Genomic DNA, 12,171 nt, shown 5'->3' with positions numbered 1-12,171 from the left:
CGGCGCGCAGCCCGGCGGCCAGCGGCGCCCCGGCAGTCTGGGACGGCCGCTGGCGCCTGTCGGGGCTGGGGCCAAGGCAAGAGGTGCGGGCCCTGGGCCATGCGCCGCTGCCGGCCCTGGACTGGCGCGATTCGGGCCTGCAGCGCGACGAGGCCGCCGCCAGTCCCGGAATCTGGCAGGACGGGCGGCTTGTCGCCGCGCCGGTGCTGCGCCCGGCCGCCGGCATCTCTGCCGAACCGCTGCGCGGCCTGCCTGAATTCCGCGCGCTGCTCTATGTGCATTGAACCTGACGCCGGAATCCCTATTTTCACTCGAAAGCCTGTTTACCCGCGGAGGACATGCCTTTGGGCAACGCGCGCAATATCGCCTTCTGGGTCGTGCTGTTTCTGATGATCCTGGCGCTGTTCAACCTGTTCAGCGACGGATCGGCCCAGATGAACAGCCGCCAGATCAGCTATTCGGACTTCATCCAGCGGGTGGACAAGGATGAGGTCACGTCCGTCACCATCGACGGAGAGAATATCGGCATCACCGACAAGGACGGCAAGCAATACGCCACCGTCCGCCCCCAGGGCGAGGAAATCGCCGACCGGCTGATCGACAAGGGCGTCGAGGTCAAGGTCGAGCGCCAGCAGCAATCGGGCTTCATGTCGCTTCTTGGCGTCTGGCTGCCCTTCATCCTGCTGATCGGCGTCTGGATCTTCTTCATGAACCGGATGCAGGGCGGCGGCAAAGGCGGGGCCATGGGCTTCGGAAAAAGCCGCGCCAAGCTGCTGACCGAGAAGCACGGCCGCGTCACCTTCGACGATGTCGCCGGCATCGACGAGGCCAAGGAGGAGCTTGAGGAGATCGTCGAATTCCTGCGCAACCCGCAGAAGTTCAGCCGGCTCGGCGGCAAGATCCCGAAAGGCGCGCTGCTGGTCGGCCCGCCCGGCACGGGTAAAACGCTGCTCGCCCGCGCCATCGCCGGCGAGGCGGGGGTGCCCTTCTTCACCATCTCCGGCTCGGATTTCGTCGAGATGTTCGTCGGCGTCGGCGCCAGCCGCGTCCGCGACATGTTCGAGCAGGCCAAGAAATCCGCCCCCTGCATCGTCTTCATCGACGAGATCGACGCGGTCGGCCGCGCCCGCGGCGTCGGCATCGGCGGCGGCAATGACGAGCGCGAGCAGACCCTGAACCAGCTGCTGGTGGAAATGGACGGCTTCGACGCCAACGAGGGCGTCATCATCATCGCCGCCACCAACCGCAAGGACGTGCTGGATCCGGCGCTGCTGCGCCCCGGCCGCTTCGACCGCCAGATCTACGTGCCGAATCCGGACATCAAGGGGCGCGAGAAGATCCTGGGCGTGCATTCGCGCAAGGTGCCGGTCGGTCCCGACGTGGACCTGCGCATCATCGCCCGCGGCACGCCGGGCTTTTCCGGCGCCGACCTGATGAACCTGGTGAACGAGGCCGCGCTGATGGCCGCCCGCATCGGCCGCCGCTTCGTCACCATGGAGGATTTCGAGAACGCCAAGGACAAGGTGATGCTGGGGGTCGAGCGCCGCAGCATGGTCCTGACCCCCGAGCAGAAGGAAAAGACCGCCTATCACGAGGCCGGCCACGCCATCGTCGGCCTGTCCCTGCCGAAATGCGATCCGGTCTACAAGGCGACGATCATCCCGCGCGGCGGCGCGCTCGGCATGGTGGTCAGCCTGCCGGAAATGGACCGCCTGAACTATCACAAGGACGAGGCCAAGCAGAAGCTCGCCATGACCATGGCCGGCAAGGCGGCCGAGATCATCAAATACGGCGAGGAAGGGGTGTCGAACGGCCCGGCCGGAGACATCCAGCAGGCCAGCCAGCTGGCCCGCGCCATGGTGATGCGCTGGGGCATGTCCGACAAGGTCGGCAATATCGACTATGCCGAGGCGCATGAGGGCTATTCCGGCAATACCGGCGGCTTCTCGGTCTCGGCCGCCACCAAGGAGCTGATCGAGAAGGAGGTCCACGACCTGATCGAGGAAGGCTATCGCGAAGCCTATCGCATCCTGACCGAGAAGGAGGAGGAGTTCGAGCGGCTGGCCAAGGGGCTGCTGGAATACGAGACCCTGACCGGCGAGGATATCGGCCGGGTGATCCGGGGCGAGCCGCTGGGCGGCGACGAGAATCCGCCCGGTTCCTCGATCCCCTCGGTCAGCGCCATCCCGCGCGCGGGTGCGGCCAAGCCCGCGCCGGACGCGGCGCCGCAGCCGCAGGGCTGAGCCGGCGAGCAGACAGGAAACCCCCCCGGCCCGATAGCCGGGGGTTTTTCATTGACGCCAGGGGCCGGTCCGAACGGCGCGCTGAAAATCACAGCAGCAGAAGCGCGACGGCGCCAAGCGCCAATCCCAGGCCGAACCCCACTTGGATCACGAAACCGGCTGCCTTCATCCGATCACCTTTCGCAATGGGCGTGGCACCGCCCTGATTCCAGTTGACGTCAAAACGCCGATTCTCGCCAGATCGCCACGGCTTCGGCGGAAATCCGCCGATGCGCTGCGATAAATTCGCCACAGCCGGGGCTTGCACCGGCGCGCCCGGCAGGGCATGGGTCGGGGCATGAGTCTTCCTGAACCCGAACTGCCGCCGAATTCTGCCATGCCTGCATTGCGCGCTCGCATCGACGCGCTGGACGCGCGGCTGGTGGTGCTTTTGGCCGAGCGCTCGGCGCTGATCGACGAGGCGGCCCGGATCAAGGCCCGCGAGAACCTGCCGGCCCGGATCGACAGCCGCGTCGAGGAGGTCGCCGCCAATGCCCGGCGGCTGGCAAGCGCGCACGGGCTGGATCCCGACCTGGCCGAGCGGCTGTGGCGGGTGATGATGGATCACTTCATCGCGCAAGAGGACCGCGCCCTCTCGGGCGGCGACCGGGCCTAGCCGCCGCGTTTTGGCCGGCGATCGGGCGATCCGCCCGCGTCTTCGCCGGCCCTTATCCTGCGAGGGGCCGGAGTCCCGGTGCGGTGCGGGTCAGGTCGCGCAAGGCTGCGGCATCAGACCGGGATCATCGTGCCCTGCAACATGGCGACATGCTTGCGGCTCTCGCCGGTCTCGGCCCAGACATCGGCGGTGACGACCATGATGCGGCGGCCGGGACGGATCACCCGTCCTTCGGCCAGCAGCCGGTCCCCGACGGCGGGCGACATCAGGTTGATCTTCATTTCCACCGTCATCACCTCGGTATCCTCGGGCATCAGCGACAGCGCGGCATAGCCCGCGGCCGAATCGCCGATGCTGAAGGCCAGCCCGGCATGGCCGGCGCCGTGCTGCTGCAGCGCCGTGGGCAGGATCGGCGCGGCGATGCTGACCTTGCCCGGTGCGACCTCCAGCAGGGTGGCGCCCAGCGTCTGCATCATGGTCTGGCGGTCGAAGCTGTCGCGGATGCGGTCGGTTGGGTCACTCATCGAACAGGTTCTCCTGCGTGCGCGGCGCGTCGAGGCCCAGGTGGCGCCAGCCCAGCCGCGCCAGCATCCGGCCGCGCGGCGTACGGGCGACCAGGCCCTGTTGCATCAGATAGGGCTCGATCACCTCCTCGATGGCGTCGCGGCTTTCCGACAGCGCCGCGGACAGCGTTTCGACCCCGACCGGGCCGCCGCCGTAATGCTCGGCCATCAGCGTCAGGTAGCGGCGGTCGGCGCTGTCGAGGCCCAGGTGATCGACGCCAAGCCGGGTCAGCGCCGAATCGGCGATCTGCCGGGTCAGGCGGCCGTCGCCCTCGACCAGGGCGAAGTCGATCACCCGGCGCAAGAGCCGCCCGGCGATGCGCGGCGTGCCGCGGGCGCGGCGGGCGATCTCGCGCGTGCCCTCGGGTTCCGAGGGGATGCCCAGCAGCCGGGCGCCGCGGGTCACGATCAGGTCGAGTTCCTCGATGGTGTAGAATTGCAGCCGGGTCGGGATGCCGAAGCGGTCACGCAGCGGCGTGGTCAGCAGGCCGAGCCGGGTGGTGGCACCGACCAGGGTGAAGGGCTGCAGCTCGATCCGCACCGTGCGCGCCGCCGGGCCTTCGCCGATCACCAGGTCCAGCTCGAAATCCTCCATCGCCGGATAGAGGATCTCCTCGACCGCCGGGTTCATGCGGTGGATCTCGTCGATAAACAGCACGTCGCGGGCTTCCAGGTTGGTCAGGATCGCGGCGAGATCGCCCGCCCGCGCCAGCACCGGGCCCGAGGTCATCTTGAAGTTCACCCCCAGCTCGCGCGCCATGATCTGCGCCAGCGTGGTCTTGCCGAGGCCGGGGGGGCCGTGGAACAGCGTGTGGTCCATGGCCTTGCCGCGCATGCGGGCGCTTTCGATGAAGACGCGCAGGTTGGCCCGCGCTTCGGCCTGGCCGACGAAATCCGCCAGCATCTGCGGGCGCAGCGCGCGGTCCTCGGTCTCGCCCTCGATCGGGTCAGGACGCAGCATCGGGTCCGGCTGGCTCATCGGTCGCTCCAGGGGCCGCCGCCGCCCGAGACGCCCGGAACGCGCGAGGCGGCAAAGCCGCCGGCCATGGCCTGCAGCCGGGCAATGCGCTCCTCAACCGGCGGGTGGGTGGCGAACAGCCGATCCATGCGCAGCGCGTGCAGCGGGTTGACGATGAACAGCGCCGCCGAGGCCGGGTTCCGCTCGGCCGGGACGTTCACCACCTGCCCGGCCGTGCGCGAGATCTTGGCCAGTGCGCCCGCCAGCGCCATCGGCTGGCCGCAGATCTGCGCGCCCATGCGGTCGGCCTCGTATTCCCGGGTGCGCGAGATCGCCATCTGCACCAACCCCGCCGCCATCGGGGCAAAGATCATCGCCAGGATGCCGGCCAGCCCGCCGCCGCGATTGTCGTCGCGCCCGCCGAACAGGCTGGAAAACATCAGCATGTTGCCCAGCATGGCGATGGCGCCGGCCATGGTCGCGGTCACCGTCATGGTCAGGGTGTCGCGATGCCTGATATGCGCCAGTTCATGCGCGATCACGCCCGCCAGCTCGTCGCGGTTCAGAACCCGCATGATGCCCTGCGTCACCGCGACGGCGGCGCTTTCCGGGTTGCGGCCGGTGGCGAAGGCGTTGGGCTGCTCGGTTTCCAGCACATAGACCTTGGGCATCGGCAGGTTCGCCCGCTGGGCCAGCGCCGCCACCATGTCCACCAGTTCCGGCGCCTGCTGTCGGGTGACCGGATGCGCGCCCTGCTGGCGCAGCACCATCTTGTCGCTGTTCCACCAGGCGAACAGGTTGCCGGCGCCGGCCAGCACCAGTGCGATCACCGCGCCGCCCTGGCCGCCCATCAGCCAGCCCATGCTTATGACCAGCGCGGTCAGGGCGGCCATCAGGACGAAGGTGCGCAGGTTTCCGGTCATGGTCGTCACTCCTTGGGGGCCAGCAGCCGCAGGGCCGCGCGGATCAAAGCCGCCGTGGCCGCCTGCGGTTCCCGCGCCGCGGCCTCGGCCACCGCCGAGGCGGCCTCGGACGGAGCATAGCCCAGATTGCCCAGGGCCGAGAGCGCATCCGCCGTCGCCTGGGCCGAGGACGGCGCCGCCGGTGCGGTCCGGGCGACAGGCACCTCGATCACCTCGGCCGAGGGCTCGGGCAGGGGACCGGGATCGACGGTCAGGTTGCCGCCCATCGCCATGACGGCCGGGGCCTTGTCCTTCAGCTCCATGGTCACGCGCTGCGCCAGTTTCGGCCCGACGCCCGGCGCCTTGCGCAGCGCCGACCAGTCGCCGAGCGCCAGCGCCCGCGACAGCCCGTCCGGCCCCAGCGTGCCGAGGATCGCCAGCGCCACCTTGGCCCCCACCCCCTGCACCGAGGTCAGAAGCCGGTGCCATTCCTTTTCCAGCAGCGTCGGGAAGCCGAACAGCTGCAACAGGTCCTCGCGCACCAGCAATTCGGTATAAAGCGCCGTCGCCTGCCCGGCGGGGGGCAGGCTGGCGGCGGTGCGTTCGCTGACATGGACGATATAGCCCACGCCGCGCACGTCGATCAGCACATGGTCCTGCGCCCGATGCAGGATCACCCCGGCGATGCGTCCGATCATGCCCCGCCCCTCATGCGCTGGCCTTGATGCGCAGGGCGCGGCCCTGCAGGTGATGGGCGTGACAAATTGCCACGGCCAGCGCATCCGCCGCGTCCGGCCCGGCGAATTCCACCCCGGGCAGCATGAAGCGGACCATGTGCTGGATCTGTTCCTTGGCGGCATGGCCGACCCCGACCACGGTCTTCTTGACCGCGTTCGGGGCGTATTCGCCGATCTCCAGCCCGGCCTCGGCCGGGGCCAGCAGGGCGATGCCGCGCGCCTGGCCCAGCTTCAGCGTGCCGAGCGCGTCCTTGTTCACGAAGGTCTGCTCGACCGCCGCCGCATCGGGGGCGTGGCGCAGGATCACCGCGCAAAGCCCGCGGTAGAGCGCGGCCAGGCGCGGCCCCAGCTCGCCCGCCTCGGAATGGACGATGCCGTTGCCGAGATGCCGCAGGCGCGGCCCCTCGACCGCGATCACGCCCCAGCCCATGTTCCGCAGGCCGGGGTCTATGCCGATGATCTTCATGCCTGTTCCCTTTTTGCCAAGCGTTAGCACGAAAGGCGAACATCGCCTAGCGGCTTTCGTGATCGGCTTGACATCGCCGGCACCCATCGGGGACAGAGGGGCACGATAAGGAACGAGGGACAATGTCGCCAGCGCTGATCGCCGTGCTTCCGTTCATCGGGGCGCTGCTGCCCGGATTGCTGATCCGCTCGGGGCGCGATGTCGCGGCGATCTCCTGCGCGACGGCGACATTCGTCGCGCTGCTGGGGCTTTGCCTGCACATCCCGGCGATCATGGCGGGCGAGGTGGTCACGGCGCGCTTCGCCTGGCTGCCTTCGCTGGGGCTGAACGCGCATTTCCGCATCGACGGGCTGGGGCTTCTGTTCGGCATCCTGATCCTGGGCATCGGCCTGCTGATCATCGCCTATGCGCGCCATTACCTGTCGCGCGAGGATCCGGTGGGCGTGTTCTACACCTACCTGATGCTGTTCCAGGGCGCGATGCTGGGCATCGTGCTGTCCGACAACATCCTGCTGCTGCTGGTGTTCTGGGAGCTGACCTCGCTGTCGTCCTTCCTGCTGATCGGCTACTGGAAGCACCTGCCCGAGGGGCGGCAGGGCGCCCGCATGGCGCTGACCGTGACCGGCATGGGCGGGCTTGCCATGATCGCGGGGATGCTGATCCTGGGCAATATCGCCGGCAGCTTCGACATTGGCGACATCCTGCAGGCGCGCGAGGCGATCCAGGCCAGCCCGTATTACCTGCCGGCGCTGCTGCTGATCCTGCTGGGCGCCTTCACCAAATCGGCGCAGTTCCCGTTCCATTTCTGGCTGCCGCACGCGATGGCGGCGCCGACGCCGGTCTCGGCCTATCTGCATTCGGCGACCATGGTGAAGGCCGGGCTGTTCCTGATGGCGCGGCTCTGGCCGGTGCTGTCGGGCACGCCTGAATGGTTCTACATCGTCGCGACGACCGGCCTTGTGACCATGGTGCTGGCGGCCTGGATCGCCATCTTCCGCGACGACCTGAAATCGCTGCTGGCCTTTTCGACCGTCTCGCATCTGGGCCTCATCACCATGCTTCTGGGCTTCGGCACCGAGGCGGCGGCGGTGGCGGCGGTGTTCCACATCATCAACCACGCCACCTTCAAGGCGGCGCTGTTCATGACCGCCGGCATCATCGACCACGAGACCGGCACCCGTTCCATCGCCCGGCTGGGCGGCTTGCGGCGGCTGATGCCCGTGACCTTCGTCATCGGCACCGTGGCGGCGCTGTCCATGGCCGGCATTCCGCCGCTGAACGGCTTCCTGTCGAAAGAGCTGATGCTGGAGGAGGCGACCCATGCCGCCTGGCAGGGCAGCCCCGTGTTGGTGGCGGCGATGGCGACGCTGGGGGCGCTGTTCTCGGTCTGCTATTCGCTGCGCTTCGTCTGGCAGGTGTTCTTCGGCCCCGAGCGCCAGGATTACCCGCATCGCCCGCATGATCCGGGCTTTGGCCTGTGGTGCGCCCCGGCGCTGCTGGTGGTGCTGGTGGTGCTGATCGGGCTGTTTCCCGCCGGCATGGCCGGCTGGCTGGTCGAGGCCTCGGCCAGCGCCGTCACCGGCACCGCCCAGCATCCGCATCTGACGCTGTGGCATGGCGTCACCCCGGCCCTGATGCTGTCGATCACCGCGCTGGTCGGCGGGGCGCTGCTGCTGGCGCTGAACCGCCGGCTGCTGGCCATGCGGGCGGCGATGGCCTGGCTGGACGCCAAGGCGATCTTCGACGCCGTCACCCGCGCGGCGACCTGCGCGGCGGGCGTCTTTACCGACCGGCTGACCAACGGCTCGATGTCGCGGGCCTTCGCGGCCTTTTCGCTGACCGTGGTGCTGTGCGGCTTCTGGGCCTTCTCGACCGGAGGCTGGCAGGGCGCGACCCGACCCATGCTGCCCGTCCAGCCGGTGCCGCTGGTCGGCTGGGTGGCGCTGATGGTGGCGACCTGCTGCATGGTAGCCTTTCACCGCCACCGCATCCTGGCGCTGGTGCTGGTCGGCATCATCGGCCTGATGGTCTCGGTCAGCTTCATCTACCTGTCCGCCCCCGACCTGGCGCTGACGCAGATCTCGGTCGAGGTGGTCACGGTGATCCTGCTGCTGCTGGCGCTGAACTTCCTGCCCAAGTTCACCGTGATCGACAGCCGCGACCGCAAGCGCGGCATGGACGCCTTCGTCGCCACGCTGACCGGGCTGGGCTTCGGTGCGCTGGCCTATGTGATCATGCGCAGCGATTTCGCCTTTTCCCCGATCTCGGAATACATGCTGGCGAACAGCTACAGGCTGGGCGGCGGCGACAACGTCGTCAACGTGATCCTGGTGGACTTCCGCGGCTACGACACCTTCGGCGAGATCACCGTGCTGGGCATCGCGGCGCTGACCATCTTCGCGCTGACCGAGACGCTGCTGGCCGGCGCCAGCGGCCGGCGGCTGCGCAACTGGGTGCATGACAGCCGTCGCGCCGGCGACCGGCATCCGCTGATGCTGGTGGTGGTGACGCGGCTGGTCCTGCCCATCGCGCTGGTGGTCGGGCTGTACATCTTCCTGCGCGGCCACAACATGCCGGGCGGCGGCTTCGTCGCCGGGCTGGTGGTCGCGGTGGCGCTGGTGTCTCAATACATGGCCTCGGGCTTTGCCTGGGCGCAGGAGCGGCAAAAGATCAACTATCACGCGCTGATCGGCGCCGGCGTCATCGCCGCCGGGCTGACCGGCATCGGTGCCTGGTTCGCGGGGCTGCCGTTCCTCAGCTCGACCTATGGCTACGTCAAGCTGCCGGGGCTCGAGGAGTTCGAACTGGCCTCGGCCATGGGCTTCGACCTGGGCGTGTTCCTGTGCGTGGTGGGGGCGGTGATGCTGGCGCTGAATTCGCTGTCGCGGATCGCGCGGCAGGCGGGGGCCACGGTGAACCTGGACCCGATGGACATAGACCCCAGCAAGGAGGCGCGGCGCTGATGGAACTGCTGCTGTCAAGCGCGATCGGGACGCTGACCGCCGCCGGGGTCTATCTGATCCTGCGGCTGCGGACATTCGCCGTGGTGCTGGGCATGACCATGCTCAGCTATGCCATCAACCTGTTCCTGTTCTCGACCGGGCGGCTGGTGGTGAACGCGCCGCCGATCCTGCAGAAGGGGGTAGAGGTCCATACCGACCCGCTGCCGCAGGCGCTGGTGCTGACCGCCATCGTCATCAGCTTCGGCATGACCGCGGTGGTGGTAATGATGGCGCTGGGGGCCTTCATCGAGGGCGGCGACGACCGGGTGGACATGCCGCGCGCCGACCGCATGCCGGGGGATGACCAGGCATGAGCCATCTGATCATCGCCCCTGTCGTCCTGCCCGCCGTCATCGGGCCGCTGATCATCCTGTGGATGCGCAACGACCTGCTGCTGCAGCGGGTGTTCTCGGTCGCCGGCACCGCGCTGCTGGCCGGGGTGGCGCTTTACCTGAACCTGCTCGCCGCCGGCGGAGAGGTGCAGGTCTATCGCCTTGGCAACTGGGCCGCGCCCTTCGGCATCGTCCTGATGCTGGACCGGCTGGCGGCGCTGATGCTGCTGCTGACCGCGGTGCTGGCGCTGGCGGTGCAGCTTTACGCCATCGGCTCGGGCTGGGACCGCAAGGGCTGGCATTTCCATGCGCTCTGGCAGTTCCAGCTGATGGGCGTCTGCGGCGCCTTCCTGACCGGCGACGCCTTCAACCTGTTCGTCTTCTTCGAGGTGCTGCTGATCGCCAGCTACGGCCTGATGATCCATGGCGGGGGCGAGATGCGGCTGCGCGCCGGGGTGCAGTATATCGCCTACAACCTGGCCGGCTCGACCCTGTTCCTGGCGGCGCTGGGGGTGCTCTATTCCGTCACCGGCACGCTGAACATGGCCGACATGGCGCTGCGCGTGGCGGCGATGCCGGCCGAGGACACGGCGCTGCTGCGCGCCGGCGCGGTGCTCTTGATGCTGGTCTTTGCCGTCAAGGCGGCGCTGGTGCCGCTGCATTTCTGGCTGCCCTCGACCTATGCCAATGCGCCGGGACCGGTGGCGGCGCTGTTCGCGATCATGACCAAGGTCGGGGTCTATGGCATCATCCGCTTCTTCACCCTGGTCTTTCCGCAGGATGCGGTGACGCAAAGCGTGGCGGCCGACCTGCTGCTGCCCGCCGCGCTGTTCACGCTGGCCATCGGCCAGATCGGCATCCTGGGCACCCGCCACCTGGGCCGGCTGGCCGCCTTCGCCGCCATCGGCTCGATCGGCACGCTGATGATCGCGGTGGCGCAGTTCACCCCGCAGGGCACCGCGGCGGCGGTCTATTACCTGATCCACTCGACGCTGGCGGCGGGGGCGCTGTTCCTGATCGTGGACATGATCGGCGCGCGCCGGGGCGATCTGTGGCTGCGGCTGGACCGGGTGATGCCGGGCAACGGGCTGGTCGCGGCGCTGTATTTCACCGCGGCCATCGCCGTGGTCGGCATGCCGCCGTTTTCCGGCTTCATCGGCAAGCTCTTGGTGATGCAGGCGACCGGCGCGGCCCCGGCGATGGTCTGGATCTGGGCGACGATCCTGATCACCTCGCTGATCGCGATCTATGCCATGTCGCGCGCCGGCTCGATCGTCTTCTGGAAGAGCGTCGAGCTTGGCCCGGCCCCGGTGCCGGCACCGGCGGCCGCGGCCGGCCCCAGGCTTGAGCCGGACGAGCCGATCCAGAACCTGGGCGATGCGCCGGCGAACTGGCTGGCGGTCGCTTCGGTGACGCTGCTTCTGTCGGGCATCGTGGCCCTGACCGCCTTTGCCGGCCCCGCCATGCGCTTTGCCGAGGCGACCGCCGCGCAGCTGCACAACCCCGATGCCTATGTCTCGGCGGTGCTGGAAGGGCAGGAGGACACGAAATGATCCGCCGCCTGATCCCGCATCCCTGGCTTTCGGTCACGCTGGTCCTGGTCTGGATGCTGCTGGTCAACCGCTGGGCCGTGGGCTCGCTGGTCTTTGGCGCGATCATCGGCGTGGTGGTGCCGCTGATCACCGCGCCCTACTGGCCGGGCGCAAGCGGCTACAGCAAGCCGCAGCGCATCCCGGCCTATCTGGCCATCGTGATCTGGGACATCGCCAAGGCGAATTTCACCGTGGCGCGCATCGTGCTGTTCATGCCGCGCCGGGCGCTTCAGCCCGCCTGGATCGCCGTGCCGCTGGACCTGCGCCGCCCCGAGGCGATCACCGCCCTGGCCGCGACCATCACCCTGACCCCCGGCACCGTCAGCTGCGACCTGTCCGAGGACGGCCGCGCCCTGCTGGTCCACGCCATGCACGCCCCCGACCCGGAGGCGGTGCTGGACGAGATCAAGACCCGCTACGAGGCCCGGCTGAAGGAGATCTTCGAATGATCGCTTACGCGCTTTACTTCGCCTATGGCTGCTTCGGGCTGGCGCTGCTGTTCTGTCTTTATCGCGTGGTCTTCGCGCCGGGCCTGTCGGACCGGGTGCTGGCTCTGGACACCATGGCGATCAACATGATCGCGCTTCTGACGCTGTTCGGCATCGACAAGGGCACGGGGATGTATTTCGAGGCCTCGCTGCTGTTTGCCATGGTCGGCTTCATCTCGACCGTGGCCTATGCGAAATTCGTCCTGCGCGGCGACATCATCGAATAGGGGGCG

At 68.6% G+C, this 12,171-nt stretch carries 13 protein-coding genes and 1 pseudogene; 8 read left to right on the top strand and 6 right to left on the bottom strand.

The annotated features are described in order from the left end of the window. Positions 1 to 284 (top strand): annotated as a pseudogene (locus I9P22_RS10880) (tRNA lysidine(34) synthetase TilS); the annotation flags it as partial. Positions 285 to 344: 60 nt separating this feature from the next. Beyond that, positions 345 to 2,243, top strand: a complete 1,899-nt coding sequence (gene ftsH, locus I9P22_RS10875; protein ID WP_199259504.1) for an ATP-dependent zinc metalloprotease FtsH — start codon at positions 345 to 347, stop codon at positions 2,241 to 2,243. Between the two features lie 88 nt (positions 2,244 to 2,331). Here the strand turns inward: ftsH and I9P22_RS10870 are convergent, their stop codons facing one another. Beyond that, entirely contained in the window at positions 2,332 to 2,535 is a 204-nt protein-coding gene (locus tag I9P22_RS10870) for a hypothetical protein (protein WP_199259503.1), read from the bottom strand. A 45-nt stretch (positions 2,536 to 2,580) separates the two neighbouring features. Between I9P22_RS10870 and I9P22_RS10865 the strand changes: the two genes are divergently transcribed. Beyond that, positions 2,581 to 2,898 (top strand): chorismate mutase, encoded by a 318-nt coding sequence (locus tag I9P22_RS10865; RefSeq protein WP_199259502.1) that lies wholly within the window; start codon positions 2,581 to 2,583, stop codon positions 2,896 to 2,898. 113 nt (positions 2,899 to 3,011) lie between these two features. Here I9P22_RS10865 and I9P22_RS10860 read toward each other — a convergent pair whose 3' ends face one another. From I9P22_RS10860 to ruvC, 5 genes are read right to left on the bottom strand one after another with little or no spacing between them, the layout of a single operon-like run. Next, a complete protein-coding gene (locus tag I9P22_RS10860; protein WP_199259501.1) occupies positions 3,012 to 3,422 on the bottom strand; it encodes a PaaI family thioesterase in 411 nt (136 codons plus the stop codon). After that, complete coding sequence (gene ruvB / locus I9P22_RS10855) at positions 3,415 to 4,440, bottom strand: Holliday junction branch migration DNA helicase RuvB (protein ID WP_199259500.1); 1,026 nt, start codon at positions 4,438 to 4,440, stop codon at positions 3,415 to 3,417. The genes I9P22_RS10860 and ruvB overlap by 8 nt, the downstream gene beginning before the upstream one ends. Continuing rightward, positions 4,437 to 5,342, bottom strand: a complete 906-nt coding sequence (gene htpX / locus I9P22_RS10850) for a zinc metalloprotease HtpX (RefSeq protein ID WP_199259499.1) — start codon at positions 5,340 to 5,342, stop codon at positions 4,437 to 4,439. The genes ruvB and htpX overlap by 4 nt, the downstream gene beginning before the upstream one ends. 5 nt (positions 5,343 to 5,347) lie before the next feature. Continuing rightward, entirely contained in the window at positions 5,348 to 6,019 is a 672-nt protein-coding gene (gene ruvA / locus I9P22_RS10845) for a Holliday junction branch migration protein RuvA (protein WP_199259498.1), read from the bottom strand. A gap of 10 nt (positions 6,020 to 6,029) precedes the next feature. Continuing rightward, a complete protein-coding gene (ruvC, locus tag I9P22_RS10840; protein WP_199259497.1) occupies positions 6,030 to 6,524 on the bottom strand; it encodes a crossover junction endodeoxyribonuclease RuvC in 495 nt (164 codons plus the stop codon). Positions 6,525 to 6,646: 122 nt separating this feature from the next. On the opposite strand from ruvC, the gene I9P22_RS10835 reads away from it, so the two are divergent. Genes I9P22_RS10835 through I9P22_RS10815 form a run of 5 tightly spaced genes read left to right on the top strand, consistent with a single transcriptional unit; the run spans position 6,647 to position 12,165 of the window. Next, positions 6,647 to 9,487: a monovalent cation/H+ antiporter subunit A gene (locus I9P22_RS10835; protein WP_199259496.1), complete on the top strand. Its 2,841-nt coding sequence runs from the start codon at positions 6,647 to 6,649 to the stop codon at positions 9,485 to 9,487. After that, positions 9,487 to 9,840 carry a Na+/H+ antiporter subunit C gene (locus I9P22_RS10830; RefSeq protein WP_199259495.1) on the top strand — a complete coding sequence of 118 codons (354 nt, stop codon included), beginning with the start codon at positions 9,487 to 9,489 and terminating at the stop codon, positions 9,838 to 9,840. The genes I9P22_RS10835 and I9P22_RS10830 overlap by 1 nt, the downstream gene beginning before the upstream one ends. Further along, entirely contained in the window at positions 9,837 to 11,411 is a 1,575-nt protein-coding gene (locus tag I9P22_RS10825) for a monovalent cation/H+ antiporter subunit D (protein ID WP_199259494.1), read from the top strand. The genes I9P22_RS10830 and I9P22_RS10825 overlap by 4 nt, the downstream gene beginning before the upstream one ends. After that, the gene (locus I9P22_RS10820) at positions 11,408 to 11,899 is read left to right on the top strand and encodes a Na+/H+ antiporter subunit E (protein ID WP_199259493.1); all 492 of its coding nucleotides are present in this window, start codon (positions 11,408 to 11,410) and stop codon (positions 11,897 to 11,899) included. Before I9P22_RS10825 ends, I9P22_RS10820 begins: the two co-directional genes overlap by 4 nt. Beyond that, positions 11,896 to 12,165, top strand: coding sequence for a K+/H+ antiporter subunit F (locus I9P22_RS10815; protein WP_199259492.1), 270 nt, complete (start codon positions 11,896 to 11,898; stop codon positions 12,163 to 12,165). Before I9P22_RS10820 ends, I9P22_RS10815 begins: the two co-directional genes overlap by 4 nt. The last annotated feature ends 6 nt before the right edge of the window (positions 12,166 to 12,171 follow it).

It is taken from the genome of Paracoccus binzhouensis, from assembly GCF_016446475.1.
Classification (GTDB): Bacteria; Pseudomonadota; Alphaproteobacteria; order Rhodobacterales; family Rhodobacteraceae; genus Paracoccus; species Paracoccus binzhouensis.
This window is presented reverse-complemented; position numbering and strand designations above follow the sequence as displayed.

What these genes read in the sequence shown, in the direction of transcription:
- I9P22_RS10865 (WP_199259502.1), top strand. Translation starts at nt 2,581, where the DNA reads ATGAGTCTTCCTGAACCCGAACTGCCGCCGAATTCTGCCATGCCTGCA.
- I9P22_RS10860 (WP_199259501.1), bottom strand. Translation starts at nt 3,422, where the DNA reads ATGAGTGACCCAACCGACCGCATCCGCGACAGCTTCGACCGCCAGACC.
- ruvB (WP_199259500.1), bottom strand. Translation starts at nt 4,440, where the DNA reads ATGAGCCAGCCGGACCCGATGCTGCGTCCTGACCCGATCGAGGGCGAG.
- htpX (WP_199259499.1), bottom strand. Translation starts at nt 5,342, where the DNA reads ATGACCGGAAACCTGCGCACCTTCGTCCTGATGGCCGCCCTGACCGCG.
- ruvA (WP_199259498.1), bottom strand. Translation starts at nt 6,019, where the DNA reads ATGATCGGACGCATCGCCGGGGTGATCCTGCATCGGGCGCAGGACCAT.
- ruvC (WP_199259497.1), bottom strand. Translation starts at nt 6,524, where the DNA reads ATGAAGATCATCGGCATAGACCCCGGCCTGCGGAACATGGGCTGGGGC.
- I9P22_RS10835 (WP_199259496.1), top strand. Translation starts at nt 6,647, where the DNA reads ATGTCGCCAGCGCTGATCGCCGTGCTTCCGTTCATCGGGGCGCTGCTG.
- I9P22_RS10830 (WP_199259495.1), top strand. Translation starts at nt 9,487, where the DNA reads ATGGAACTGCTGCTGTCAAGCGCGATCGGGACGCTGACCGCCGCCGGG.
- I9P22_RS10825 (WP_199259494.1), top strand. Translation starts at nt 9,837, where the DNA reads ATGAGCCATCTGATCATCGCCCCTGTCGTCCTGCCCGCCGTCATCGGG.
- I9P22_RS10820 (WP_199259493.1), top strand. Translation starts at nt 11,408, where the DNA reads ATGATCCGCCGCCTGATCCCGCATCCCTGGCTTTCGGTCACGCTGGTC.
- I9P22_RS10815 (WP_199259492.1), top strand. Translation starts at nt 11,896, where the DNA reads ATGATCGCTTACGCGCTTTACTTCGCCTATGGCTGCTTCGGGCTGGCG.